Genomic DNA, 25,118 nt, shown 5'->3' on the forward strand with positions numbered 1-25,118 from the left:
AAATTGAGCTGACTGGCGCCTATGTTAAAGTGACATCATTATTCCGGGTGCTCCATGAATCTGTTCGAACATCTGGCCTTGCTGGCCGTCCTCGTGCTGGCCGCCGGCTTCCTGTCCCTGAGCGAAATCGCGCTGGCGGGCGCACGCAAGATCAAGCTGAAACTGCTGGCCGAGGCGGGCGACGCGCGCGCGCACAAGGTGATCGCGCTGCAGGCGCAGTCGGCCGACTTCTTCGCCGCGTCGCAGATCGGCCTGAACGCGATCGCCATCCTGGGCGGTATCCTCGGCGAGGGCGCGCTGCGGCCGTTTTTCCTGGAATGGCTGACGCTCTTCTACGACGGACCGGGCCGCGACAATATCGCGTTCGCGCTGTCGTTCGTGTTCGTCACGACGCTGTTCGTGCTCTTCTCCGACCTGATGCCCAAGCGCCTCGCGATGATCGCGCCGGAGAGCACGGCGATGGCCGTCGTGCGGCCGGTCATGGTCGTCATCCGCGTGTTCAGGCCCCTGTCCTGGGCACTGAACAAGGTGGCGAACATGCTGTTCCGCGTGTTCGGCGTCGACACGACGCGCGAGGACCGCATCACCTTCGACGAGATCTCGGCCGTCGTGGAAGCGGGCGCGCAGGCCGGCGTGCTGCAGAAGCAGGAGCAGCACTTCATCGAGAACGTGTTCGAGCTGGAATCGCGCGCCGTCACGTCGACGATGACGACGCGGGAGAACGTCGTGTTCTTCACGCTGACCGAATCCGAGGACAGCATCCGCCAGAAGATCGCCACGCACGCGCTGTCGAAATTCCCCGTGTGCGACGGCGTGATCGACCGCGTGATTGGCTATGTGGACACGCGCGACATCCTCGTGCAGCTGCTGAACCGCCAGTCGCGGTTCCAGCTGAACGAATCGAGCATCCGCACGGTCCTGATCATTCCCGATTCGCTGACGTTGTCCGAACTGCTCGACCGCTTCCGCGCCACCAAGGAGACGTTCGCCGTCGTGATCAACGAGTACGCGTTCATCGTCGGCGTCGTCACGCTGAGCGACATCATGGTGACCGTGATGGGCAAATGGGGCACGCCGCTGGAGGCGGACCAGCAGGCCTTGCAACGCGAGGACGGGTCCTGGCTGATCGACGGCAGCACGCCGGTGGCGGACATGAAGCGCGTGCTCGAACTGGACGGGCTGCCCGAGGAGGAGCACTACGAGACGGCGGCCGGCTTCATGATGTACATGCTGCGCAAGGTGCCCAAGCCGACCGACAGCGTCGAATACGAAGGGATGCGGTTCGAAGTGCTCGACGTGGACCACTACCGCATCGACCAGCTGCTCGTGAAGCGGATCGGCGCGCGCGGCGCATCGTCCGCCACGCCGGCCGAACCGCTGGAAGGTTAGTCGAGCACCAGGATGCCCTGCAGCGACGAGATCCGCTCGGGGGCCGACCACGTGCCGGCCAGCCGCCGCTGCGCGTCGAACTCCAGCAACTGCCGTCCCTTGTGCCCGTTGTCCGGACCGTGTCCCTGCCAGTTCGCGACGAGCAGGTGGCCGTTGCCCAGCTGCTGGAAGCTCGCATAGAAGAACGGCGCCACCTCGGCGGGCAGGTCGGCCGCGGCGCCGAAGCGCTGCCGCACGTTCCCGGCCGCGTCGAACAACACCATCACCGCGCCATAGCCGCCCGACACGAGGGTGGTGCCGTCCGCGCTCCGTTCGGCCTTCCACGCATGTTCGAATTCGGACACGCCAAAGCGGCGGCGTTCCGTCAGGTCCGGCGCCGTTTCGAGGATGTGGTCGTTGGTGCACAGCAGGTACGTGCCGTCCCGCGTCGGGCGCATCAGGCGCACGTAGTCGCCGTCGCGGCGCGCGCTGGCGACGACGTTCCATTCGCGGTCCAGCGTCAGCACGTTGACGCCGCCCGTGCCGTCCAGGTTCCAGCCCGTCACGAGCGTGTGGCCGTCGGGCCGGCGGTGCACGGCCGTGACGTCGGTCCAGCGCGCGCAGGCGTCCAGCACGCGGCCCGATTCGATATCCAGCTCGAAGAAACCGCGGTCGAAGCCGACCAGCGCGCGGGCCGCGTCGAGCCGCTGCAGGTCGCGCGCGAGCGGGTAGGGGGACAGGTCCAGCGTCCAGTGGAAGGTGTCGGTGGCGGTGTCGACGAGCGACAGTTGTTGGCGGCCTTCGTCGATGGCGAGCAGGCGGCGGGAGATTGTCTCGGTCATGTGGGTGAATTAGTTATCGATAACTTTTCGGAGTGTATGCGATTTCCGCGTTATCGGCAATGGCGCCGGCGTTCGACGTCCTCCCGCTCCGCGCGGCACACGACCGGGTTGTCCGGATCCCGGCTCCATTCGCACCAGCCGCCGTCGTACACGCCGATGCGCTCCCAGCCCATCAGCCAGGCGTAGAAGAACGCCAGCGACGCGCGCCAGCCGGTGCCGCAATAAAATACCGTCGGCCGGCCCGCGTGGATGCCGTTCGATCCCCACATGCGCAGGATGTCCGCCGCGGGTTTCATGCGCCCGTCGGCGTGATGGAACGCGGCCATGCTGTTCACGTCGCCCTCGTCGCCGGCGCGGCCCCATACGGCGCCCGGAATGTCGCCCCGTGCCTCGATGTAGTTGTAGCCCGACGTCCGGCCGACGTATTCGTTCCACGTGCGGATGCTGGCGAGCGTGCCCTGGCCATGCCGCAGCAGGCCGCGCACCTGGTCCATGTCGAACAGGTAGTCGGGCCGCGCCGGGAAGGGCGCGCCGAAATCGTCCGCCGCCGGACCGGGGCGAGGCGGCCCGGATTCGAGCGGCAAGCCCGCCCGCTGCCACGCCGCGATCCCGCCGTCGAGCAGGCGGACGTCCTCGACGCCCGCGTACAGCAGCAGGTGCGCGACGCGCGCCGCCGCGAGCACGTTGCGGCCATACAGGACGACGGTGGTGTCGTGGCGGATGCCGTGGGCGAGCAGCACCCGTCGGAGTTCGGCGTCGGGGACCTTGTTCCACAACGGTCCGTGTTCGAACCACGTCGTGTCGAGGTAGCCGGCGCCGGGGAGATGGCCGGCCGCATGGGCCGCCGCGCCGTCGCATCCGACTTCGAACAGGCGGCACGCCGCGTCGGCGCGGCCCGCCAGCCAGGCGGGCGTGACGAGCTGGCGCCAGCGGGGCAGGTCGCGCCGGAAGCCGAACGGAGGGAGGCTGTTCAAGAGACGATGCAAGGAAAAAGGGCCGGGCCCCGTATGTTACAGGACCCGGCCCCCGAGGGCTTGAAACGTCAGGCTCAGACGGCGACGGTATCCGCCACGTCGCGGAACTCGCTGATCTGGTCGAAGTTCATGTAGCGGTAGATCTGGTCGGCGTTCTCGTTGATCACGCCGATATGCGCCATGTACTCTTCGCGGGTCGGGATCTTGCCCAGCGTGGAGCAGACCGCGGCCAGTTCGGCCGAACCCAGGTACACGCGGGTGTCGATGCCGAGGCGGTTCGGGAAGTTGCGCGTCGACGTCGACATCACGGTCGCACCCTTGCGGATCTGCGCCTGGTTACCCATGCACAGCGAGCAGCCCGGCATTTCCATGCGCGCGCCGGTGCGGCCCAAGGTGCCGTAGTGGCCTTCGGCCGTCAGCACCTGCTGGTCCATCTTGGTCGGCGGGGCGACCCACAGGCGGACCGGGATGTCGGTCTTGCCTTCCAGGAGTTTCGAGGCGGCGCGGAAGTGGCCGATGTTGGTCATGCACGAGCCGACGAACACGTCGTCGATCTTGTCGCCGGCGACGTCGGACAGCGTCTTGACGTCGTCCGGGTCGTTCGGGCAGGCGACGATCGGTTCATGGATGTCGGCCAGGTCGATCTCGATGACGGCGGCGTACTCGGCATCCGCGTCCGGTGCCAGCAGGTCCGGCTTCGCGAGCCAGGCTTCCATCGCCTTGATGCGGCGCTCCAGCGTGCGGCGGTCCAGGTAGCCGTTCGCGATCATCCACTTCATCAGCGTGATGTTCGAGGTCATGTACTCGATGATCGGTGCCTTGTCCAGGTGGACCGTGCAGCCGGCGGCCGAGCGCTCTGCCGACGCGTCGGACAGTTCGAACGCCTGTTCGACCTTCAGGTTCGGCAGGCCTTCGATTTCCAGGATGCGGCCGGAGAAGATGTTCTTCTTGCCCTTCTTGTCGACGGTCAGCAGGCCTTGCTGGATCGCGTACAGCGGGATCGCGTTGACGAGGTCACGCAGCGTGACGCCCGGCTTCATCTCGCCCTTGAAGCGGACCAGCACCGATTCCGGCATGTCCAGCGGCATGACGCCGGTGGCGGCCGCGAAGGCGACCAGGCCCGAGCCGGCCGGGAACGAGATACCGATCGGGAAGCGGGTGTGCGAGTCGCCGCCGGTGCCGACGGTGTCCGGCAGCAGCAGGCGGTTCAGCCACGAGTGGATCACGCCGTCGCCCGGACGCAGCGCCACGCCGCCGCGGTTCTCGATGAACGTCGGCAGTTCCTTGTGCATCTTGACGTCGACCAGCTTCGGATACGCGGCCGTGTGGCAGAACGATTGCATCACGAGGTCGGCCGAGAAGCCCAGGCAGGCCAGGTCCTTCAGCTCGTCGCGGGTCATCGGGCCGGTGGTGTCCTGGGAGCCGACGGTGGTCATCTTCGGTTCGCAGTACGTGCCCGGGCGGATGCCCTGGCCTTCCGGCAGGCCGCACGCGCGGCCGACCATCTTCTGCGCCAGCGAGAAGCCGCGGCCGGAATCGATCGGATTCTGCGGCAGGCGGAACAGCGTCGACGGCGCGAGGCCCAGCGCTTCGCGCGCCTTGGCGGTGAGGCCGCGGCCGATGATCAGCGGAATACGGCCGCCGGCGCGCACTTCGTCGAACAGCACGTCGGACTTGACCTTGAACTCGGCGATCGTCTCGCCGTTCTTCAGGGCCTTGCCGTCGTACGGACGCAGTTCGATGACGTCGCCCATTTCCATGTTCGACACGTCGACTTCGATCGGCAGGGCGCCGGCGTCTTCCATCGTGTTGTAGAAGATCGGGGCGATCTTGGTGCCGAGGCACACGCCGCCGAAGCGCTTGTTCGGGATGAACGGGATGTCTTCGCCCGTGAACCACAGCACCGAGTTGGTGGCGGATTTACGCGAGGAGCCCGTGCCGACCACGTCGCCCACGTAGGCGACCAGGTGGCCCTTGGCCTTCAGTGCCTCGATCTGCTTGATCGGGCCGATCTTGCCCGGCTCTTCCGGATTGATGCCCGGACGCGGGTTCTTCAGCATGGCCAGCGCGTGCAGCGGGATGTCCGGGCGGGTGGTCGCGTCCGGAGCCGGCGACAGGTCGTCGGTGTTGGTCTCGCCGGACACCTTGAAGACGGTGAGGGTCATGCTTTCCGGGACGGCCGGACGCGACGTGAACCATTCGGCGTCGGCCCACGACTGGATCACTTCCTTGGCGTTGGCGCTGCCCTTGTCGGCCAGTTCCTTGACGTCGTGGAAGTAGTCGAACATCAGCAGGGTCTTTTTCAGGCCCTCTGCGGCGACCTTGCCGACGACGGCGTCGTCCAGCAGGTCGATCATCGGCTTGATGTTGAAGCCGCCGAGCATCGTGCCCAGCAGGCGCGTCGCCAGTTCGCGCGAGATCAGCGGGCTGGTTTCCTCGCCGCGGGCGATCTTGTTCAGGAACGCGGCCTTGACCTTGGCCGCGTCGTCCACGCCCGCCGGGACGCGGTTCGTGACCAGGTCGACCAGGAAGTCTTCTTCGCCAGCCGGCGGATTCTTCAGGAGTTCGACCAGGTCCGTGGTCTGGGCTGCGGACAGGGGCAGCGGGGGCACGCCGAGGGCGGCGCGTTCGGCGACATGGGTGCGGTATGCGGCTAACATGGGAAGCTCTTTCAGTCGTTTTGAAAATCAGGACAGCGGTTGCTGGCCCGGTACTGCCGATATTGTATCTCAAGTCTTCTATAAGACATAAGACGCAACTCGGTTAACCGTGAAAGCTGCCCGGAAGTGTGGCGTCGGACCGTCAGGTGAGGGGCGTATCGACCTTTTTCAGCGTGCGCAGCACGAAGCTGGACTTGCTGTGGCGGATGCCCGGGATGTTGTAAATGCGCTCGCGCAGCAGCCGTTCGTAGTCGCGCGTGTCCTTCACGGCGATGCGGATGAAGTAATCGTAGTCGCCCGAGATCAGCGCGGCTTCCAGCACTTCCGGGATCGATTCGAGCGCCTGGCCGAATTTGTACAGCGTCTCCTCGCTGTGGCTGTCCAGCGTCACCTGGACGATCACCGTGTCGTGGTAGCCGAGGCTCGCCAGGTCGACCTTCACCGTGTACGCCTCCAGCAGGCCGCTGTCCGTCATCCGCTTGATGCGGTTCCAGCACGACGTCGTCGACAGGTTCACGGCGCTGCTGATCTCCTGCAGCGGCGTGCGCGAGTCCTTCAGCAGGATGGCCAGGATCCGCAGATCGGCAGCGTCGTAGATTTTTCTCTGATCGTCCATGATGGGTGAAAAATTTTCAGGATAGGGTGAGATTATAGCGAAAACCATGAAGCACTTTCCGCGCTAAGGTCGATAAAATTCAGGGATGAAAACACTTCCTCTCCTGACCGCCGCCCGCGTACTGGTCGACACGCTGGTGGACTGCGGCGTCGACACCGTGTTCGGCTATCCCGGCGGCGCCGTGCTGCCACTGTACGACGCGCTCGCCCTCGACCGGCGCATCCGCCACATCCTCGTCCGTCATGAACAGGCGGCCGTCCATGCTGCCCAGGGGTATGCGCGTTCGACCGGGCGGCTCGGCGTCGTCTTCGTGACGTCCGGCCCCGGTGTCGCGAACACGACGTCCGGCCTGCTCGACGCGCTGAGCGATTCGGTTCCCGTGCTGTGCGTCAGCGGCCAGGTCGCCACCGGTGCGATCGGCACCAACGCATTCCAGGAGTGCGACGCGCTCGGCATCACGCGCACGGTCACGAAATGGAATACGCAGGTGCGCGACGCCGCGGCCGTCGCGGCCACGATCCGGACCGCCGTCGCGACGGCCCTGGGCGGCCGGCCGGGGCCCGTGCTGGTCGACGTGCCGAAGGATATCCAGGCGGCCGAGGTGGCGGCCGCGCCGTCCGGTTCGTCCGCCGCCGCGGTCCCGTCAAGCGTGCCGCAAGCCGCGCTCGGACAGGCCGCGCACCTGATCCGGCACGCGCGCCGGCCCGTGTTCTACGGCGGCGGAGGCCTCATCAACGCGGGCGACGCCGCCTGCACCGCATTCGCCCGTCTCGTGCGCCGGAAGGATGCGCCGTGCACCCTGACGCTGATGGGGCTGGGCGCGTTTCCCGCGTCGGACCCGCGCTGGCTCGGCATGCTGGGCATGCACGGCACGCTGGAAGCGAACCTCGCGATGCACGAGGCGGATCTCGTCGTGTGCGTGGGCGCGCGCTTCGACGACCGCGTCACGGGCGAGCTGGCGCATTTCTGTCCGGAGGCGCGCATCGTCCACATCGACGTCGATCCCGCGTCGATCGGCAAGGTCGTGCGCACGGACGTCGGCCTGGCGGGCGACTGCGCCGAGATCCTCGTCGGCCTGCTCCGGATGCTGGACGGTGCCGACCCCGCGCCCACCGCGGCGTGGTGGGACAGGATCGCGTCATGGCGCGCGGCGCGCTGCCTCGACGTGCCGGCGGCCGCCGCGGGCATCCTGCCGCAACGGCTGATGCGCGCGCTGGCGGATCACGTGGCGCGGCGCGGCGCGATCGTGTCGACCGACGTGGGCCAGCACCAGATGTGGGCCGCGCAGTATCTCGGTTTCGAGCGTCCGCGGCGCTGGCTCACGTCGGGCGGTGCGGGCACGATGGGTTATGGCCTGCCGGCGGCGATCGGCGCCCAGGTCGCGCATCCGGACGATCTCGTCGTGTGCATCTCGGGCGACGCGTCCGTGCTGATGAACATCCAGGAACTGGCGACGGCGGTGCAGCACCGGTGTCCCGTGAAACTGGTCCTGTCGAACAACGGCTGCATGGGCATGGTGCGGCAGTGGCAGGAGCTGCATTACGAAGGGCGCTACAGCCACAGTTATTCGGAAGCGCTGCCGGACTTCGTGGCGCTGGCGCGCGCCTTCGGCTGGCAGGCGCGCCGCGTCGAGGACCCGGCCGAACTCGATGCCGCCGTGGCGGCGTGCATGGATTCGGAGGGCCCGTACCTGCTCGACGTGCGGGTCGAGCAGGCCGAGAACTGCTTCCCGATGATCCCCGCGGGGCGGGGGCATCACGAGATCCTGCTGGCGAAGGACCGCTGGTACGAGGCCTAGAGAGGGCGCAGCCACAGCGCCTGGCCGCCGGAAGCGGGCAGGTCCAGCTGCAGCACGGTGGCCGCGTCCACCGTGCGCGTGCGGATGCCGACTTTCGTGCGCGTCGGCGCGGCCGGGTCGTCCGCATAGATCGTCGCTTCGTAGCGCTTGCCCTTCGGGAGGAAGTCGAAGCGCAGCGGGATGCGGCGCGCGTCGTTGTTCGTGATGCTGCCGACGAACCACTCGTCGCCCTTGCGCCGTGCGATCGTCACGTCGCGGCCCGGCGCGCCGTCCAGCACGCGCGTCTCGTCCCACGTGGTCGGGATGCGGTCCCAGAACGCGAGTTCCGGCTCGTCGTGCGAGCGGTCCGGCGTGTCGTACCAGTACAGCGTCTGCAGCGGGCTGTAATAGACGACCGCCAGGGCCAGCTGGTGGGCGTGCGTCGTCCGGATGCGCGGGTCGTAGTAGCAGATCGTGTAGTCGGCCGCGCCGGCGAGGTAGCGCACGAACGGCAACACCGTGTTGTGCGTGGCGTCCGGCATTTCCTCGTTGCCGCGGATGCCTTCCGCCGTCAGGAGGTTGGGCCAGGTGCGCTGCTCGCCGGTGGGGCGCCAGTCGTCGTGGATGTTGACCATGATGTTGGCGGCGGCCGCCTGCTGGATCGTCTTTTCGAGCCACGTCGTCCAGCGATGCGAACCGACCTGCACGAAGCCGAATTTCACACCTGCGACGCCCCAGTCGCGGTAGGTCTGGAACAGCGTGTCGCCCTGCGCCATCAGGCCCTGCTGGTTCACGTACAGCCACACGCCGATGCCCTTGCTTTTCGCGTAGGCGATGATGCCCGGGAGGTCGAAGTCGGGAATCGCCACCTTCGTCGCGTCGGCGTCGAACGAGAACGCGTTGCCGTACCACTTGAAGTCGAACAGGACGTATTGCAGCTTGTGGCGCGCGGCGAAGTCGATGTTGGCCTTCGCGTCCTTCGTCGTCAGCGACATCACGCGCATGATCTTGCCCGGCTTGATCCACGAGGTGTCGGCGATGCGCGACGGCGCGTTCAGGTTCAGGATGAAGTCGTTGTTTTCGATCAGCTGGCCGGGACGGCGCGCGATCATGATGCCGCGCCAGGGCGTGGCGAACGGCGAGACCAGGTCGGCCGGGTCGTGCATGGCCGTCACGATGGTGTCCGGCTTGTCGGGGCTCAGCTTGAACTTGGTGCGCGCGTAATCGACCATCTGGCCTTCGAGCAGGGCGACGGACAGGCCGTTCGGCAGTTGCAGCGTGAGCGGGCGCTCGGCCTGGTCCGGCCAGTCGCGCAGCGGCATCAGCTGGTACGGACCCTGGGCCCAGCCGTGGAACCAAGCGCGCGTGCCGGCGGGCAGCGCGAATTCCGTGTCCTCGCCGATGATGCGGTAGTACGTGCCTTTTTCGTTCTCGGGGAACGCGAAGCGCAGCGCCACGCCGGCATCGTAAGCACGCACTTCGACGGACAGTTTATAGGTCGGGTTGTCGTCCTTGACCAAGTCGACGGTGAGGGCTTCGTACTGGTCGCGGATGTGCGTGCGCTCGCCCGTGACGGGCGTCCACGTGCTGTCGTGGCGCGCGCGGTGCACGCCCGTCACGCGCAGGTTCTCGAACCAGCGCGCGTGATGGTCGACGGGCAGGGCCATCGCGTTCTCGGACAGGTGGTTGTCGAGGCGCAGTTCCAGCAGCGAGTCGCGGATGACGGTCTCGCCGTCGTAGCGCACGTTGTAGGACAGGGCGCGCTTGCCGGCGGCGTCCAGTTTCTGTGCCAGTTCGAGCACGATGTGGCCGTCCGGCGAGGCGACGCGTTCGATCATGTCCGCGGCGCTGGCGTGCACGGCGGCGGCGCACAGCCACACGGCGGCGAAAAATTGGCGCATGAGGTCTCCTATATTTGTTATCGATCACATGGTAGCAGATATCCGCTGCCGGATGCAATCGGTGCCTAATCGCTCTGCAGGCTGGGGAAGGCGTCGCTGACATCGCCGCGGGCGCGCGCGGCACGTTCGTCGGCCAGGTCGCGTTCGAGGGTAGCGACGCAGGACGCCAGGTCCGCCTCCTTGCCGGCGACGGCGACCGTCCGCGCGGCGGCGCCGTCGATGCGCATCCACAGCGTGCGCTGGCGCAGGAACGTCCGCAACACGTCCATCATGGCCGGGGCGGGGATCTGCGCGGACGCACGGTCAGCCTTGTCCGGGTGTAGCGCGACGCTGAGTGCCGTCTGCGCGCCCGCGCCGATTTCCAGCAGGTGGGGGCGGGCCGGCGGGGCGTCCTCGCGCAGCCTGACCTTGCCGACCAGTTCGAACTTTTTTGGGTCGACGCCCACGCCGAGGGTCAGACGCAGGAATTGGCGGATGTCGCCCCCGACCGGCATCGTTGCGAGCGTGCACTGTACGATACCGTGGTCGCCGGCGTCCATCCAGAAACCGAGCTGCTCTTGCGCAGGTGCCGGCTGGGCGTAGCAGGACGTCGCACTGAATACGGCAAGCAGGGCCGGCACCGGTCTCATTGTATTCCTTTCATCGATCGCGACGGCCAGTGTAATGAAAAGTCCGCGACAAAAGGCGGAGATATCGATAACATTGCACGTCCACTCACGGAGACGAACGTATGAAGCACAAGATGAAGTTTTTCCTGGCGGCGGCAGCGCTGCTGGGCGCGGCGACGGCGGCACAGGCGGACGGCGTGTTCCGGCCCGGCGCGCTGTGGCCGGATGACAAGGGCGTGCACATCAACGCGCACGGCGGCGGGATCCTGGAACACGACGGCGTGTATTACTGGTTCGGCGAGCACAAAGTGTCCGGCACGGCGGGCAACGTCGCCCAGGTCGGCGTGCACGTGTACAGCTCGCGCAACCTGACCGACTGGAAGGACGAAGGCATCGCGCTCGCGGTCAGCAACGACCCGGCGAGCGACATCGTCAAGGGCGCGATCATCGAGCGGCCCAAGGTGATCTTCAATTCGAAGACGGGCAAGTTCGTGATGTGGTTCCACCTGGAGCTGAAGGGCAAGCGCTACGACGCGGCGCGCTCCGGCGTGGCCGTCGCGGACAAGGTGACGGGGCCGTACGTGTATCAAGGCTCGTTCCGGCCGGACGCCGGCGCGTGGCCCGTCGACGTCAAGCCCGAGGACAAGGACCCCGCCACGTCCTTCCTCGCGCGCGACCACGCGGGCGGGCAGATGGCGCGCGACATGACCCTGTTCGTGGACGACGACGGCAAGGCCTGGCAGTTCTACGCATCGGAGGAAAATCACACGATGCACGTATCGCGCCTGACGGACGACTACCTGCGTTCGGCGGGGCAGTATGCGCGCGTGAAGCAGAACGGCGACGACGAGGCGCCGGCCGTCTTCAAGCACGGCGGCAAGTATTACCTCGTGACGTCGGGCCTGACGGGCTGGGCGCCGAACGCGGCCAAGTCTTACGTGGCGGACGCGATATCGGGCCCGTGGCGGGCGCTGGGCAATCCGGTGCGCGGCACGCCGGAGCAGCAGAAGATCACGTTCGGCGGCCAGTCGACCTATGCGCTGACACTGCAGCGCAATGGCTGCACGCGGCATATCCTGATGCTGGACGTCTGGCGCAAGGAGGATGCGATCGACGGGCGCTACGTGTGGCTGCCCATCGAGTGGGAGGGCGGCAAGCCGGTCGTGCGGTGGCGCGACCAGTGGACGCTGGCGGACATGGACAAGCTGCCCTGCGACGGGCCGGGGGAATAAGTACGTCGACCAAAAAACGGACTTGCCGGGAGAGCAATACGGGCCGTACACTGGGCCTTACGAACGGCCGGGTTCGGCCAGAAGCTGCCGTTAGCTCGTTAGTTAAGGAGGAAAGATGCTCAAGGTTGCAATTTTCAACGTGTTGAAGAAGAACTGGTTGCTCGTGGTGGCGATTCTCACCGTAAGCGCGGTCTTCCAGTACTGGCGTGAGCATTCGGTTTCTCCGCTAATGCTTTTCCTCGTCCTGCTTTCATCAATCGCAGCCGGACTTCTCGTCACGCTCCCGGTCGAACTTCATAAACTACGTAATGCCCGCTAGCGAACTGAGGACACGATGGGACTTTTGACCTTCAGTATCAACCTGACCCTGGACGGCTGCGTCGACCACCGCGAAGGCATCGCCGACGACGAGACGCATGCCTTTTTCACCGACCTCATGGACGAGGCCGGGGCGATGCTGTGGGGCCGGGTCACTTACGAGATGATGGAGGCCTACTGGCCGGCGGTCGCGCGCGGCGCCGTCGACGCGCCGCCGGCGCTGCGCGCATGGGCGGACAAGCTGGAGGTCAAACCGAAGTACGTGGTGTCCTCGACCCGGTCCGACTTCCCCTGGACGAACAGCCACCATGTCACGGCCGACCTGCGTTCGAGCGTGCAGCAGCTCAAGGACGCAACCCCGAACGGCGTGCTCCTCGGCAGCGGCAAGCTCGCGGCCGCGCTGGAACGGCTGGACCTGATCGACGAATACCGGTTCCTCGTCCATCCCAGGATCGCCGGCCACGGTCCGACGCTGTACGACAGCGGATTGCCGGCCACGCGCCGGCTCGAACTGCTCTCCGCGACGCCGCTGCGCAACGGCGCGGTCGCCATGCACTACCGGCGCGCGGGCTGACCCGGCGTCATTCGATGCTCCACTTGTACTGCACGATGGACACCTTTTCCACCGGCGCGCCGGCCGACGTGCCCGGCGTAAAGCTGCAGCGGGAGAGGGCGGCCAGCGCGGCCTGGTCCAATGCGGGGTAGCCCGACGACGTGCCGATCTCCGCTTTCCGGATGGCCCCGTCGGCGCCGATCAGGAAGTTCAGCTTGACCAGGCCCGTGTGCTTCGCCCGCACCTCGTCCGGCGGATAGGCTGGCCTCGGGCACGTCTTGAAATCGATCATGGCGGGCAGCTCGGCCGGATTCAGCGATGCCGACGGCAGCGCGCTGCCTGCCTGGCCGGGATCGTAGCCAACCGGACGCAAGCGCAAGGTCACGTCCCGCTCGCGGTCGTCGTGCGCCCTGGTGACCGCAAACTGGTGTGACTGCTTGACCTGCGCCACGAAGTCGCGCTCGGTCATCGGCTTGCCATGCTCATCCACGTAGTTGAAGTTGTCCACGGGGCCGACGCCCTTGTGCGCGAGCGCGTCAGCCAGGGCTGGGGGAACGGCTGCCGGTTGCGTTGCGCAGCCGGCAAGCGCGGCAAATCCGAGAACGGCAAGTCGCTTCTTGAAGTCGGTTTTCATGATCGGGCGGAAAGTTGTCGGACAACTAGTGTATTTGCAAAGTTGCTGAGATTGCAAGCAGCGATCCTTGCCGCATGAAGTAACAATCCATCCGAAAAAAGTTAGCTAGAATTTACGATTTAATGAGACTATCGTCCGGCTCACGGAACCCTGGCGAGTCGGCAGTATTGTCACTAAACAGAATTGTCTTACGGAGAAATTATGACAATTGACTGCTTCGCTGTGCGTGCTTGAATGAAGCCGGCGTTCGCGGCCGTCGTGGTCGGTGCGCTGCTCGCCTGTGCGCCCGGTGCGCACGCAGCGGCGCGGAAAACCGGTCCGGCCCGGGACGGCGCTCCGATGACGGCCAATTACTCACAACAGGACTTGTTGAAAAACTGGGCCTTGAGCACGTGCCTGGCAATCGTAGCGACCGACCCGGTGCTGCGCGCGGACGCCAACGCCACCGCCAGCGCGTACATGGAGTTCGGCCATCAAACGCCGGAGGCGTATGCCGCCTTGCGTGCGCTGGCGGAGAATTATGCGGCGCGCCGCTACAGCGGCTCGGTCGAAGGAGGATTCAATACCATGAAGTGCATCGACTTGTTTCATAGCCGCGAGTTGAACGGCCTGGCCGCCAGGCTGGCCAAGCCGTCCAGAGAACGTTAATACCCTGCGGCCGGTGCAAAGCCGGCCAGCCTTACCGCTCGTTCCGCCCCTCCGCCTTGGCCGCATCCTCCGCCGCCTTCAGCGACGCATGCGCGACGGGCAGGTGCCAGTCCAGCTTGATGGCGGCGAGGCGCAGGCCGAAGCACAGCGCGGCGCCGGCGCAGGCGCTCGCGGTGCCCGGCACGCCCAGCGCGTCGCCCGTCACCATCACGGCGGCACCGGCCAGGGCGGCGACGGCGTAGATGTCGGAGCGCAGCACGGCCGGAATCTCGGACAGCAGCACGTCGCGCGCGACGCCGCCGCCGACGCCCGTCAGCATGCCGAGCAGCGCGGCCATCACGGGGTCCAGGCCGAACACGAGGGCCTTCTGGGCGCCGGCCACGCAGAACAGGGCGAGGCCGGCCGCGTCGAAGATCAGCACGGGGCTCTGCAGGCGCTTGATGCGCGGATACCAGAAAAAGATCAGCACGCCCGCGAGCAGCGAGACGGCCAGGTAGCGCCAGTCGCGGATCGCCGATGGCGGCGTCGCGCCGATGAGGACGTCGCGCACGATGCCGCCCGAGTTGGCGGCGACGAACGACAGCACCAGCACGCCGAACAGGTCGAGCCGGCGGCGCACGCCGGCCACGGCGCCGCTCAGGGCGAACACGAACGTACCCAGCAGGTCGAGCGTGAGCACGAGGGTCTTGATGGCGGCGCTGACGTCGAGCGATACGGGAGAAAACACGAAAACCTCGTCAAGGACGGCGAAAACCCGCCATTATGCCGCTGAAAGGTAATTGAAGGGTTGCGTCGATATAGTGGGCTCCATTCACCAGGCTGATCGGCCGTATCAACGGTTCCGATATCTGGCCTTGACAAGAAAGAGGAGCACACATGAACACGACAACCTACACTCCGGCGAACGCAGAACAGCAGGCGGCCGGCACCTCCATTCCGCGGATCGTCCGCACCATCGCGCGCACCCGCATCGGCATCGTGCCGCTGCCGGTCTACGTGCTGCTGCTGGCGCTGATCGGCGGCTTCGTCGCGACCGGCAAGGTGCCGAACGATATCTGCGTGTCGATCGCCATCCTTACCGTCGGCGGCTTTTCCTGCGCCGAGCTGGGCAAGCGCCTCCCGTATTTCCGCAACATCGGCGCCGCCGCCATCTTCGCGACGTTCATCCCGTCGTATCTCGCCTTCAGCAAGCTGCTGCCGGCGCCCGTGCTGAAGAACGTCGTCGACTTCACCAAGTCCACCAACTTCCTGTACCTGTTCATCTCGTCGATCATCGTCGGCAGCATCCTGAGCATGGACCGCAACGTCCTGATCAAGGGCTTCCTGAAGATCTTCGTGCCGCTGGCCATCGGGTCCGTCGTGGCGGGCGCGGTCGGCACTGCGGTCGGCACGCTGCTGGGCCTGGGCCCGTACCACACGTTCTTCTACCTCGTCGCGCCGATCATGGCGGGCGGTGTCGGCGAAGGCGCGATCCCGCTGTCGATCGGCTATGCGGGCATCCTCGGCCAGGAGCAGGGCCATATCTTCGCGGAAGTCCTGCCGCCCGTGATGCTGGGCAGCCTGACGGCGATCCTGCTGTCCGGCATGCTGAATTCGCTGGGCAAGAAGCGCCCGCACCTGACCGGCCAGGGCCGCCTGCAGCCGGGCGAGGAAGCCATCGCGCCGCAGGCGGAAAGCCTGCCGGGCCAGTTCGACATCGCCAACATCGCCGCCGCGGGCATCACCTCGATCTCGCTGTACATGGTCGGCATGATGTGCTTCCGCCTGTTCGATTTCCCGGCCCCGGTCGCGATGCTGTTCGTGGCCGTGATGTTCAAGCTGTCGCGCCTCGTGTCGCCGCAGCTGCAGCAGAGTTCCTACATCGTCTACAAATTCTTTTCGACGGCCGTGACGTACCCGCTGCTGTTCGCGATCGGCGCGTCGATGACGCCGTGGGACAAGCTCGTCTCCGCGTTCAACGTGGTCAACCTGACGGTCATCGTCTCGACCGTCGCCAGCCTGATCGCCACCGGCTTCTTCGTCGGCCGCCGCATGAACATGTACCCGATCGAGACCGCGATCATCAACGCCTGCCACAGCGGCCAGGGCGGCACGGGCGACGTCGCGATCCTGACGGCGGCCGAGCGCATGCAGCTGATGCCGTTCGCCCAGATCGCCACCCGCATCGGCGGCGCGATCACGGTCACGCTGACCTTGTTGGCAATGTCGCAACTGCATTGAAGCGGACGCCAACGCGAGTATCATGAGCGTCATGACGTCCCTGCGCACGATCCTGTTGTCCTTGCCGCTGCTGGCCGCGCTGCCCGCCGGAGCGGCACAACCGGCCGCCGAATGCCTCGTCCCGTCCAAGCCGGGCGGGGCGATGGACCTGACCTGCAAGCTCGCCCAGAAGGCGCTGCAAGCCAAGCCCGGCGCGCCCCGGCTGAAGCTGAGCTACCTGCCGGGCGGAATCGGCGCCGTGGCGTGGCACACGGTGGTGTCGCAGCGGCGCGCCGAGCCGGACACGCTCGTCGCGTTTTCCGGCGGGTCGCTGCTGAACCTCGCGCAGGGCAAGTTCGGCAAGGCCAGTCCGGATGACGTGCGCTGGGTGGCGGCACTCGGCGTCGACTATGGCGTCATCGCCGTGCCGGCCGATTCGCCGTACCGTTCGCTGCGCGACCTGGTGGACGTCCTGCGGCGCGACCCCGAGAAGATCGTGATCGGCATGTCGGGCACGATCGGCAGCCAGGACTGGATGAAGATGGCGCTGCTGGCCCGCCAGGCCGGCCTCGACCCGCGCCAGCTGCGCTTCGTCGCGCTGGAAGGGGGCGGCGAGGAGTTCGTCGCGATGCAGGCGGGCTATGTGCAGGTCGTGTCGAGCGACGTGTCGGAGACGGCGTTGTACACGGCGTCCGGCAAGGTGCGCGTGCTGGCCGTGTTGTCCGATAAACGCCTCACGGGCGCGATGGCGGGCGTGCCCACGGCGCGCGAGCAGGGCTACGATATCGTGTGGCCGCTGATCCGCGGCATCCTGATGGGGCCGGACGTGTCCGATGCGGATTACCGCCGCTGGGTGCAGGCCTTCGACCGCATCGAGTCGGCGCCCGAGTTCGCGCAGATGCGCGCGCAGATCGGTCTGTATCCGCTCGCGTTGACGGGCGATGCACTGACCCGCTACATCCACCAGGCCGTGGCCGACTACAAGCGCCAGGCCCGGCAGTTCAATCTGGTGCGCGAGCGCTAGCCTTATTGCTTGCCTTCGGCATAAAAGTCTTTTAGTTCGCCGTGGCCGAAGGCCTGGCCCGCGACCGCCGCCGCGGACACGATATCCGCCACGCGCTTGTCCGTTTTCGCGCGATCGCGGTCCGAACCCACCAGCTTGCCCTGCCAGTCGTACACGTCGTGCCACTCGCATTGTTCGCAATTGCCGCCGTTGAACATGTCGGCGACGACGTAGCGCTCGCCGGACGCGGTGCGCGTGCAGGTGAGGGCGCCGACCTTTTCCTCTATCACGGGCGGGTCGTCGCCTTCGCCTTTCGCGGCCGCGAAGTCGCGCTTTCCGGCTTCCCGGCCGGCGGCGCTGTCCAGGAACGTCAGCGACTGGCGCGTGCAGGCCATCAGTTCGGGGCCGTACATGTTGCTGCACGTGGCGTCCAGCACGATCTTGCGGTCGTCGCAGACGAGTTCCGCGTGTTGCGCGTGTTCGATGGGCGCGGATGCGGCCGCGGCTGCCGGTGCCGGTGCCGGTGCTGCGGCGGACGGCGCGACGGCCGGTGCGGTCGCGGGTGGCGGTGCGGCAGGTGCGGGGACATCGTGTTTGTCGGAACAGGCGGTAAGTAGCCAGGCGCACAGCAGGGCCGCGAGGCGGCGGCGGGTCAACAGGTCGTTCATGGTGTCATTGGATGAAGTAATGGTCTTGTGTCGCCTTCAGCGTGGCGCCGCAGGCGGTCGTGTCGCCGTCGCGCGCGGTCGGCTTATCGTCGACGAGATAGGTGGCGCTGCCGCTGGCGATCGTCGTGTCGCCGTGGATCGGGCAACTGACCTTGTCGCCCACGCGGGCGACGGGCTTGCCGTCGACGATCATGTTGGCGCTGCCTTCGAGCACCTTGCCGCCGTGCGACGTCGTGTCGTCGACCCGGATCAGCGGACGGTTCATCGCTTGCCGACCAGCTTGATGCAGGTCTCGGCCGCCCGCTTCGGTTCGCCGTCGGGCAAACGTGCGACGGCCGCTTCGAATTGCTTGCGCAACGGTGCCGACTTTTTCATGCCCATGAAGACGGATAGCGGATTGCCCAGTTCGGGGTCGTAGTATTGCGAGCACGACGAGCGCACGTCGAGCAGCGCCGCGCATCCCGATACGTCGGCGAGCGCCGCCATCCGCGCCTCGTCCACACGGCTCGCTGCCAGTTTGGCGAGCACCTTGGGCTGATCGAGGTGTTTGGCGTCCGGTCCCAATGCGGCGTCGAACGCCTTGTCGAGTGCGGCGAGGACGTCCAGCCCGACCTGCTGTTCGACCTTCGGCCCGGACGCGCTCTTGACGGGGCAGACGTAGCCCGACGTTGCGTGAGACATGTTCTGAGAGCACGCCGCGGTGCAGACGGCGAGGCCGAGGGCGGGGAGTAGTGATGAAATCTTCATGTTATTCCTTGAACCAGATGCCGATGACCTTGTAGCTGACGCCCGTTGTCCTGCCAACTGGCGATACCATCGTCACCTCGTTGGTGCTGAAGGTAGGATGTTCGGTGAAGTAATCGCTGACGTAGCCGCTGTCGGTCTTGATTTCGATGTGTCCATAGATCGGCTTGCCGTTTCGTTCCTGCTGTTCCACAGGGCGGTAGACGATGACGGACCCGACGGGCGCCGTCCTGAGATTCGTGCCCGGCTTCGTCTCCAGCAGATTCCTGAAACCTTCGGCCGCGAGCGACGGACCGAAGTCCTTGGCGGCGACGACGTTCGGGTACGTGCTGATCATTTTTGTCGCCTTCAGCGCGGTCTTGACGTACCTGAGACACAAGTGTTGCGACTTCTTGTGTGCATGCTTCATCGCGTACGCGATGGTTGCGGCCATCCCGCCCGTGGGAGGCGCCACGACGTTTGCCACCGGATGCTTGCTTTCCGCATCGCGCCGCTCTTTGACGACGGGCCTGGCGGGCGCCGGTGCCGTGGCCGCGGCCGGGGCGGGCGCCTTGGCGGGCGCATGCGCCGGTGCCGGACCCGCTGGCGGCTTGGGCGGGGCTGCGGCGTTTCCCTTCTTCGGCGGCAGCTTGAGGACCTGGCCGGGGTAGATCGTGTACGGTTTCTCGATCCCGTTCAGCTTGCACAGCTCCTGGTAGGTCGTGCCGTGGTCGCGCGCGATGCGCGACACCGTCTCGCCCGACTCCACCTTGTGCGTGTCGGGTGCCGGGGCCGCGGCCGGTGCCTTGGGCTCGTGCAGGTGCGTCTTCAACGGTACCCGTTCCTTCGGCGCAACGAGCGTCCATGCCGATTCGAGCTTGTCGATCGCGAGGTCGCTCAGGTACTTGAACGTACCGTCGACTTTCTTGATGTAGACCTGGATGGGGCCGAAGTCCGGGCTGGCCAGGAAGGGCGGCGCCGTGCCGTGCTCGTTCGTCTTGAGGATGGCCGACTTGCCGCCCTGCGCTACCTTGAGTTCCGCGTCGGCGATGGCTTGCCCGCTCGGGTCCATGACGGTGAGCACGTGGCCCGCGATCAGCGCTTTTTCGTAGGTCGCGGCCAGCGGCGCGAACTTGTCGGTGGCGAGCTGCGTGCCGCCGTATTCGCCGTACGGGCCGTCATGGTGGTATTTGTAGACAAAGTAATCCGGTTTCTTCTTCTTGGCCGCGATCGCTTCGTTCTCCTTGAAGTACCCGATCAGCGCCTTGATGCCGGGACCGGCTTCGAAACGGTTCTGCGCGTTCAGGCCGTACGCCTCGCCCGTCTTCTTGACGAACTGGCCGAGACCGGATGCCGAGGTCGTGCCGGCCGCCGCGTCCGGATTGAAGCCCGATTCGATCTTCGCCATCGCCAGCAGCATGGCGATGCGGCGCACCGAGAAGCCCTCCGCCTTGGCGGCGGCGATGATGGCATCGATGACCTTGCGCTGGACCTCGTGCGAGGCATCGCCCCAGATGCGCGAATTGCCCGCCAGGCGGCCCGGTCGCGTGTCGATGGGGACCTCGTAGGCGGACCAGCTGACGATCTGTTCCTTGCGGTAGCCCTTGCCCTTGGTCGAATAGAAGACGTTGTAATCGATCGCCATTATTTATCGGAGCGGGATTGGTACAAGCCCCGCAGGGGCTCCTGGTCGAGCACGCGCTTGACCTGCTTGTCCCTCAGCGCCTCCAGGGCCGCCGTCATGTCCGCGCTCCTGCTCTTGCGATCGCGCGTGCTGCCCAGCAGGACGCCATCCATCGAATACACGTCTGTCCATTCGCATTGGGGGCAGTTGCCGCCGTTGAACATCGACGCGACGACGAATTGTTGCTTGTTCTTCGTTTCGACGCAGCTGAGTGAGCCGACTTTTTCCTCGATCGGGGGATAGTCGTCGCCTTCTTCCTGCGGCTGGGGCGTGAACACGCGGCTGCCCAGGACTTTGCCATCGGCGCCGGTAAATTGCAGCGACTGGCGGGTGCAGGCCAGCATGTTGCCGACGTACTGGAAGCAGCTGGCCTCCAGCTCGACGCGGCGGTCCGCGCATTGCAGCGCCGCGTGTTTCGGCACCAGCGGTTCGCGCGCCAGGGCCGGGATGGCGGTGACGGCGCACAGGGCGGCCACGGCCAGGTGTGAGTGTTTCAGTGCTTGGAACATTGTCGTACGTCCTTGTAGTATTTCCCGTCACGTTGCGCCGTCACGCGCCGTCCTCGTCGCCTTCGCCGCGCAGCTCCGCCGGCAGGGCATCCAGGTCGACCGCGAACGGCGTGGATTGCGACAGCGCCGTCCACGTGTCGGTCGCGGCGATGTCGACCTCGTCGGCATCGGAAGCGTCCTCGTCCGGCGCCATGACAGCGGCAACGCGCGCACGCTGCGCCTGGGCGCGTTCGAACACACTGTGGATTTCCTGCGGCAGGGCAGTGCCGGGCTTCCACCGGCCGCTCAACGCGGCAAGCAGCCTGGTGCTCGCATCGTTCACGGCGCCATGGATGACGTTCGCCGCGCCCGCCTTGGCGATGGCGACCGGATCCAGCTCGCCGCGATGGCGCACGAGCTCGACGATGGCGGCTGCCGGCAGCCGCAGGCGCGTCTCGAGCACCGACATCGCGGCCGACTCGACGTCGATCCGCCCGTCCGGACGGAACAGGCCGTGGGCCATGTCGATCGGCATCGGCAGCTTCTCGGCAAGGATGCTCACGCCGACCGGCACGTCGCCGTCGGCAGTCGGGTCCGGGGCCGGCCGGTCGATGGCGTGGCGCTCGTCGCGCACCACCTGCCATTTGCCGCCGTGCACGTCGATCTCGGCATGGAGCTCTTCCATGTCCTCCGTGAACACGCGTTCGGACTTGCCTTCGCCGTCCAGCTTGCCGGACTTGAGCACGGCGCCATCCTTTGCGACGATCTTGTAGGCATAGTTGGCGGCCTTGCCGCCGAACTTGTGCAGGGCCTCAGCCAATACCAATTGCTGGCTGAACTTGCCTACGTTCATCTGGCCCCAGAACGGCTTGCTCTCCGCCGCCGGTACGCTGCCGGTGTTGACGACTTTGGCCGCGCCCAGTTCGATGGTGCCGGCGATTTCGTGGGTTTCCTTGGCGCCCTTGATCAAGATGTCGCCCGATTCCGTCAGGACGATGCTGCCGCCCTTCGTCTTGAGCGTGATGTCGCCGGACTTGGCCTCGATCATGATGCCTTTCTGCGACAGGACTTCCGTCCGCCCGTCCTGAACGTGCACGTGATAGTCGCCGTGGCTGACGACAGTGGAGTGGCCGCCCCGTTCGACGTGCTGGCGCATGCCTTGCGCGGCGCTCAGCGACAGGATCTTGCCCGCGGTAAGATCCAGGTGGCCGACGGCGTAATTCCCCAGGTCTTCGCCGGCCGCGTGCACGATGCTGCGCGGTGTACTCGTCGCCACGCCGTCCGGGCCAGTGATGAACACGAGGGGCTTCGCCAGCGACCAGCTGTGCTCGTTCAGCGCCGCATGGCTCTCCAGGCCGCGGTGGCCGAGCTTGTTGTCGCCGCGCGCATCGCTTGCCATCTCCGCCGCCTTGCTGCGGTTCGCGGCGCTGTCGAGCACGGCGCGCAGCGTGTCGGATCCTTCCGTATTGTCCTGCTGGGTCGCGCCCTCGTCCTGCGCCGCCTGCGGCCATGCGGTCACGAGCAGGCCCTTGGCGGCGCGCAGCGCACCCCAGCCGTCCGTGCGCAATTCGTAGCCTTCGCCGCGAAAGTCGCGGCGGCCCGCCGTGCCCGTGACGCGCGTCAGGTAGCCGAGATTCAGCTGGCTGTGCTGGTGATCAGACGACAGCACGGCCTGGATCTGGCCGTTCGTGTCGTCCAGCAGCAGATGATTATTGCGGTTGCCTGCGCCGAGTCCACCTTTCAGCTCGCTGCTGCGGATGCCGGATAGGGCGCTCTGCGCAGGCAACTGCCACGGCGCCATATTCGTGCCGTTATACACGCGGCCCGTGATGATGGGCAGGTCAGGATTCCCGTCGAGCCATTGCACGATAACTTCGTCGCCAATGCGGGGCAGGGTGATCGCGCCGTAATTGCCGCTGGCCCAGCTCGACGCGACGCGCACGAACGCCGAACTGCGCTCGTCGTGGGTGCCTTCGCGGTCCCAGTGGAACTGGACGCGAACCCTGCCGTGTTCGTCGGTATGGATGTCTTCGCCAGGCGGGCCCACGACGATGGCCGTTTGCGGCCCGGGCATGCGCGTGTCGACGCTGTTGAAGCCGCGGCCGGGCCGCCACGGTACGCTCTTGCGAGTGCACGTCATCGTGTTGCGGTAGTCGGGGGCGGCTTCCTTCCCCTGCAGATAATTGTTGGTGGCGCTGTGCTCGACGTCGAGAATCAGGAATTCGGCCTTGTCCGGGTGGTTGCCTGGCGCGAACGGGTCGAACTGGAAATGGTCGACCAGCGTGAACGCGCGTCCCGGCAATACGTAGCGGTTATTGCCTTCCGCCTCGTGGTGCTTGCCGCGCGCTTCGAGTTCCTCCATCCGCAATTGCCCTTTGGCATTGCCGTCAGCCCGGTCGCGGAAACCGTAGGCGCCCGCGTATTCGTAGGTCTCCACGGACAATACGTCGCCCTGGTCGGCGATTGTGGGCACGTCCACGATCGTTGGCTGGCGCCGCTTGAAATCGAAGCTGCTCAGGACCGTCCGGCCCGCCAGGATGCGGCGCGCCGGGCTCCATGTGCCGATGCCTTCTTCCTCGATCGCGCCGCCGTGCTTCTGGTAGCGGATCTCGCCCGTCGGGCCGTCGATGGGCCGGGAGCGGGTCGAGTCGTCCGCAATCACGAGCCTGTGCCCCGTGGCCGTATGCTCGTACCAGTAGTACCAGCCGGCCGCTTCCCAGCGCCGGTGCAGGTAGTTGTGATCGGTCTCGCCGAACTGGCAGGCCATGGTGACGGGCCGGTCGTCGCTGGTGACGCGGATGTCCCAGTCGGCATGGGCGCCGTATTCGGCGAATACGGCTTCGGTCTGTTCGCGGAGCGTCTTGCCGTGGTACAGACAATTGTCTTTGCGAAGCTTCAGGTAAGCCAGCCACGGCCGTAGCGCCATGCTGTAAAAGGCGAATCCGCCGTCCGTCCTGACGAGCTTGAAGTCGAACGCATAACCGTTGAAGTGGCGTACGCTGCCGTCGCCTCGCACCAGATCGACGGTGACCATGCGGCCCAGCACGTCCTTCAGGGAGATGCGCGCATCGTCCGACAACACTTCTACCGTGAAGGCGAAATCGCGCGACAGGCTCTCCGTGGCCTCCAGCCGGTTCGCGAGAAGCGTGGCCGCCGGACCATCGTCATGGGGGAAGGAGAGGCGCAGGAGACGGTGATGTTGCGGGTCGTTCAATAAACTTGCAAGGTGAGGGGAAGGGAATCCCATCGTGTTCCTATCGTTAAATAGTGCCGAACTAAAACATTGCGACATTTTACATATTTCTTGAGCGTGTGCATGGCAACGATGCGCGGGTGAAAGCGCCGTTGCGCAAGCGACAGGCGTACGGACTGGCAAAGATAACAGAGGAGGTGGTGCGCGAAATTCACCAATTGTTGCATCCGGACATAGATGACGTCGGCACGGCAACGTGCACGGGTCAATCAGTCCGGCCGGCGGGGCCGGCGTCGTCGGCAGGCACCTTGTGCCGGCCGCGCTGCGCGGCCACGACGCCCACACCCAGCAATGCGAGGCTCAGCATCGTGCCGAACGACGGCGCCGCGAGCCAGCGCAGGGCCTGGTTCGGAAGCTCCTGCGGCGTGCCCGGTGCCGGATCGGACGGCATGTCTGCGCTGAAAGCGGCGGCAGGTTCACCCGCGAACAGGGCGATCAGCGCCGGCACGAAGGCGGCCATGTCGTGGGCGCCGCGGCACGACAGCAGATGAGCGTCGCGCACGACCGCTGCGTTGCGCCAGGTCGCGCCCGCGTTGACGACGTCGTCGCGAACGCCCGGCCACGACGTCAGCATGCGCCGCGGGGCGAGCCCAGCCGATACGAGGATGAGCGGCGCCTGCGACAGCAGCGCGACGGGCTTGCCCGCCGCGTCGAACTGGCGGACGAACGCGCGCGCGTTGGCCGATTGGCGGAGGACGTCGGGGCTGAAATGGCCGCCCGGGATCAGAAGGCCGTCGTAGTCGGCGGCGGCGGCATCGTCGATGCACTTGTCGGCGTGCACGAGGTCGCCGGGCTGGTGCATGTGCATGCCGCGGATGCGTCCGCGCCGTAGCGAGACCACCGTCACGGCCGCACCGGCGTCGGCGAGGGCGGCCACCGGCGTCTTGAGCTCGGCCTGTTCGAAGCCGTCGGCGGCCAGCACGGCGATGCGTTTTCCGGCAAGGGGCTTGGGTGTGTTCATGATTGCGC

General features: G+C 66.4%; 23 protein-coding genes. 8 read left to right on the forward strand and 15 right to left on the reverse strand.

All coding sequences use genetic code 11. The features are described 5' to 3' along the window. Window positions 1-54: 54 nt before the first annotated feature. Window positions 55-1,389 carry a hemolysin family protein gene (locus ACEN98_RS12845; protein ID WP_413384835.1) on the forward strand — a complete coding sequence of 445 codons (1,335 nt, stop codon included), beginning with the start codon at window positions 55-57 and terminating at the stop codon, window positions 1,387-1,389. Here the strand turns inward: ACEN98_RS12845 and ACEN98_RS12850 are convergent. From ACEN98_RS12850 to ACEN98_RS12865, 4 genes are all read right to left on the reverse strand, one after another. Next, window positions 1,386-2,210: a hypothetical protein gene (locus ACEN98_RS12850; protein WP_413384837.1), complete on the reverse strand. Its 825-nt coding sequence runs from the start codon at window positions 2,208-2,210 to the stop codon at window positions 1,386-1,388. The genes ACEN98_RS12845 and ACEN98_RS12850 overlap by 4 nt on opposite strands. A gap of 50 nt (window positions 2,211-2,260) precedes the next feature. After that, entirely contained in the window at window positions 2,261-3,184 is a 924-nt protein-coding gene (locus ACEN98_RS12855; protein WP_413384839.1) for a sulfurtransferase, read from the reverse strand. Window positions 3,185-3,258: 74 nt separating this feature from the next. Continuing rightward, window positions 3,259-5,844, reverse strand: coding sequence for a bifunctional aconitate hydratase 2/2-methylisocitrate dehydratase (locus tag ACEN98_RS12860; RefSeq protein WP_413384841.1), 2,586 nt, complete (start codon window positions 5,842-5,844; stop codon window positions 3,259-3,261). A 142-nt stretch (window positions 5,845-5,986) separates the two neighbouring features. Further along, window positions 5,987-6,460, reverse strand: coding sequence for an Lrp/AsnC family transcriptional regulator (locus ACEN98_RS12865; RefSeq protein WP_413384843.1), 474 nt, complete (start codon window positions 6,458-6,460; stop codon window positions 5,987-5,989). Window positions 6,461-6,545: 85 nt separating this feature from the next. Between ACEN98_RS12865 and ilvB the strand changes: the two genes are divergently transcribed. After that, window positions 6,546-8,258, forward strand: a complete 1,713-nt coding sequence (ilvB, locus tag ACEN98_RS12870) for a biosynthetic-type acetolactate synthase large subunit (RefSeq protein WP_413384845.1) — start codon at window positions 6,546-6,548, stop codon at window positions 8,256-8,258. Here the strand turns inward: ilvB and ACEN98_RS12875 are convergent. Together ACEN98_RS12875 and ACEN98_RS12880 are read right to left on the reverse strand one after the other, a co-directional pair. Next, window positions 8,255-10,138: a glycoside hydrolase family 97 catalytic domain-containing protein gene (locus ACEN98_RS12875; protein WP_413384847.1), complete on the reverse strand. Its 1,884-nt coding sequence runs from the start codon at window positions 10,136-10,138 to the stop codon at window positions 8,255-8,257. The genes ilvB and ACEN98_RS12875 overlap by 4 nt on opposite strands. A gap of 65 nt (window positions 10,139-10,203) precedes the next feature. Further along, on the reverse strand, window positions 10,204-10,767 hold the full coding sequence (locus ACEN98_RS12880) for a hypothetical protein (RefSeq protein ID WP_413384849.1): 564 nt from the start codon (window positions 10,765-10,767) through the stop codon (window positions 10,204-10,206). Between the two features lie 101 nt (window positions 10,768-10,868). On the opposite strand from ACEN98_RS12880, the gene ACEN98_RS12885 reads away from it, so the two are divergent. The 3 genes from ACEN98_RS12885 (at window position 10,869) to ACEN98_RS12895 (ending at window position 12,870) form a co-directional block, all read left to right on the forward strand. Then, window positions 10,869-11,978: a glycoside hydrolase family 43 protein gene (locus ACEN98_RS12885; RefSeq protein WP_413384851.1), complete on the forward strand. Its 1,110-nt coding sequence runs from the start codon at window positions 10,869-10,871 to the stop codon at window positions 11,976-11,978. A 115-nt stretch (window positions 11,979-12,093) separates the two neighbouring features. Next, window positions 12,094-12,297 (forward strand): hypothetical protein, encoded by a 204-nt coding sequence (locus tag ACEN98_RS12890; protein ID WP_413343141.1) that lies wholly within the window; start codon window positions 12,094-12,096, stop codon window positions 12,295-12,297. A gap of 15 nt (window positions 12,298-12,312) precedes the next feature. Continuing rightward, window positions 12,313-12,870: a dihydrofolate reductase family protein gene (locus tag ACEN98_RS12895; protein WP_413384853.1), complete on the forward strand. Its 558-nt coding sequence runs from the start codon at window positions 12,313-12,315 to the stop codon at window positions 12,868-12,870. A 7-nt stretch (window positions 12,871-12,877) separates the two neighbouring features. Here ACEN98_RS12895 and ACEN98_RS12900 read toward each other — a convergent pair whose 3' ends face one another. Then, a complete protein-coding gene (locus tag ACEN98_RS12900; RefSeq protein WP_413384855.1) occupies window positions 12,878-13,483 on the reverse strand; it encodes a TonB family protein in 606 nt (201 codons plus the stop codon). Window positions 13,484-13,717: 234 nt separating this feature from the next. On the opposite strand from ACEN98_RS12900, the gene ACEN98_RS12905 reads away from it, so the two are divergent. Next, window positions 13,718-14,131 carry a T6SS amidase immunity protein Tai4 family protein gene (locus tag ACEN98_RS12905; RefSeq protein WP_413384858.1) on the forward strand — a complete coding sequence of 138 codons (414 nt, stop codon included), beginning with the start codon at window positions 13,718-13,720 and terminating at the stop codon, window positions 14,129-14,131. A 31-nt stretch (window positions 14,132-14,162) separates the two neighbouring features. Here ACEN98_RS12905 and ACEN98_RS12910 read toward each other — a convergent pair whose 3' ends face one another. Beyond that, complete coding sequence (locus ACEN98_RS12910; RefSeq protein WP_160407451.1) at window positions 14,163-14,858, reverse strand: trimeric intracellular cation channel family protein; 696 nt, start codon at window positions 14,856-14,858, stop codon at window positions 14,163-14,165. A 149-nt stretch (window positions 14,859-15,007) separates the two neighbouring features. Here ACEN98_RS12910 and ACEN98_RS12915 point away from each other — a divergent pair, with 149 nt between their 5' ends. Together ACEN98_RS12915 and ACEN98_RS12920 are read left to right on the forward strand one after the other, a co-directional pair. Then, the gene (locus ACEN98_RS12915; protein ID WP_056135874.1) at window positions 15,008-16,351 is read left to right on the forward strand and encodes a 2-hydroxycarboxylate transporter family protein; all 1,344 of its coding nucleotides are present in this window, start codon (window positions 15,008-15,010) and stop codon (window positions 16,349-16,351) included. Window positions 16,352-16,382: 31 nt separating this feature from the next. Beyond that, on the forward strand, window positions 16,383-17,354 hold the full coding sequence (locus ACEN98_RS12920; protein WP_413385983.1) for a tripartite tricarboxylate transporter substrate binding protein: 972 nt from the start codon (window positions 16,383-16,385) through the stop codon (window positions 17,352-17,354). Between the two features lie 2 nt (window positions 17,355-17,356). Here ACEN98_RS12920 and ACEN98_RS12925 read toward each other — a convergent pair whose 3' ends face one another. From ACEN98_RS12925 to ACEN98_RS12955, 7 genes are all read right to left on the reverse strand, one after another. Next, window positions 17,357-18,001, reverse strand: coding sequence for a hypothetical protein (locus ACEN98_RS12925; protein ID WP_413384861.1), 645 nt, complete (start codon window positions 17,999-18,001; stop codon window positions 17,357-17,359). A 4-nt stretch (window positions 18,002-18,005) separates the two neighbouring features. Continuing rightward, on the reverse strand, window positions 18,006-18,266 hold the full coding sequence (locus ACEN98_RS12930) for a PAAR domain-containing protein (protein ID WP_413384863.1): 261 nt from the start codon (window positions 18,264-18,266) through the stop codon (window positions 18,006-18,008). Continuing rightward, window positions 18,263-18,748, reverse strand: coding sequence for a hypothetical protein (locus ACEN98_RS12935; protein WP_413384865.1), 486 nt, complete (start codon window positions 18,746-18,748; stop codon window positions 18,263-18,265). The genes ACEN98_RS12930 and ACEN98_RS12935 overlap by 4 nt, the downstream gene beginning before the upstream one ends. A gap of 1 nt (window position 18,749) precedes the next feature. Next, entirely contained in the window at window positions 18,750-20,369 is a 1,620-nt protein-coding gene (locus ACEN98_RS12940; RefSeq protein ID WP_413384867.1) for a LysM peptidoglycan-binding domain-containing protein, read from the reverse strand. After that, window positions 20,369-20,917: a hypothetical protein gene (locus ACEN98_RS12945; RefSeq protein ID WP_413384869.1), complete on the reverse strand. Its 549-nt coding sequence runs from the start codon at window positions 20,915-20,917 to the stop codon at window positions 20,369-20,371. The genes ACEN98_RS12940 and ACEN98_RS12945 overlap by 1 nt, the downstream gene beginning before the upstream one ends. Window positions 20,918-20,957: 40 nt before the next feature. Continuing rightward, entirely contained in the window at window positions 20,958-24,110 is a 3,153-nt protein-coding gene (locus ACEN98_RS12950; protein ID WP_413384871.1) for a type VI secretion system Vgr family protein, read from the reverse strand. 244 nt (window positions 24,111-24,354) lie between these two features. Continuing rightward, a complete protein-coding gene (locus ACEN98_RS12955) occupies window positions 24,355-25,110 on the reverse strand; it encodes a DJ-1/PfpI family protein (RefSeq protein WP_413384874.1) in 756 nt (251 codons plus the stop codon). Window positions 25,111-25,118: the final 8 nt, after the last annotated feature.

This window comes from Massilia sp. CT11-137 (assembly GCF_047302885.1).
Classification (GTDB): domain Bacteria; phylum Pseudomonadota; class Gammaproteobacteria; order Burkholderiales; family Burkholderiaceae_D; genus Telluria; species Telluria orientalis.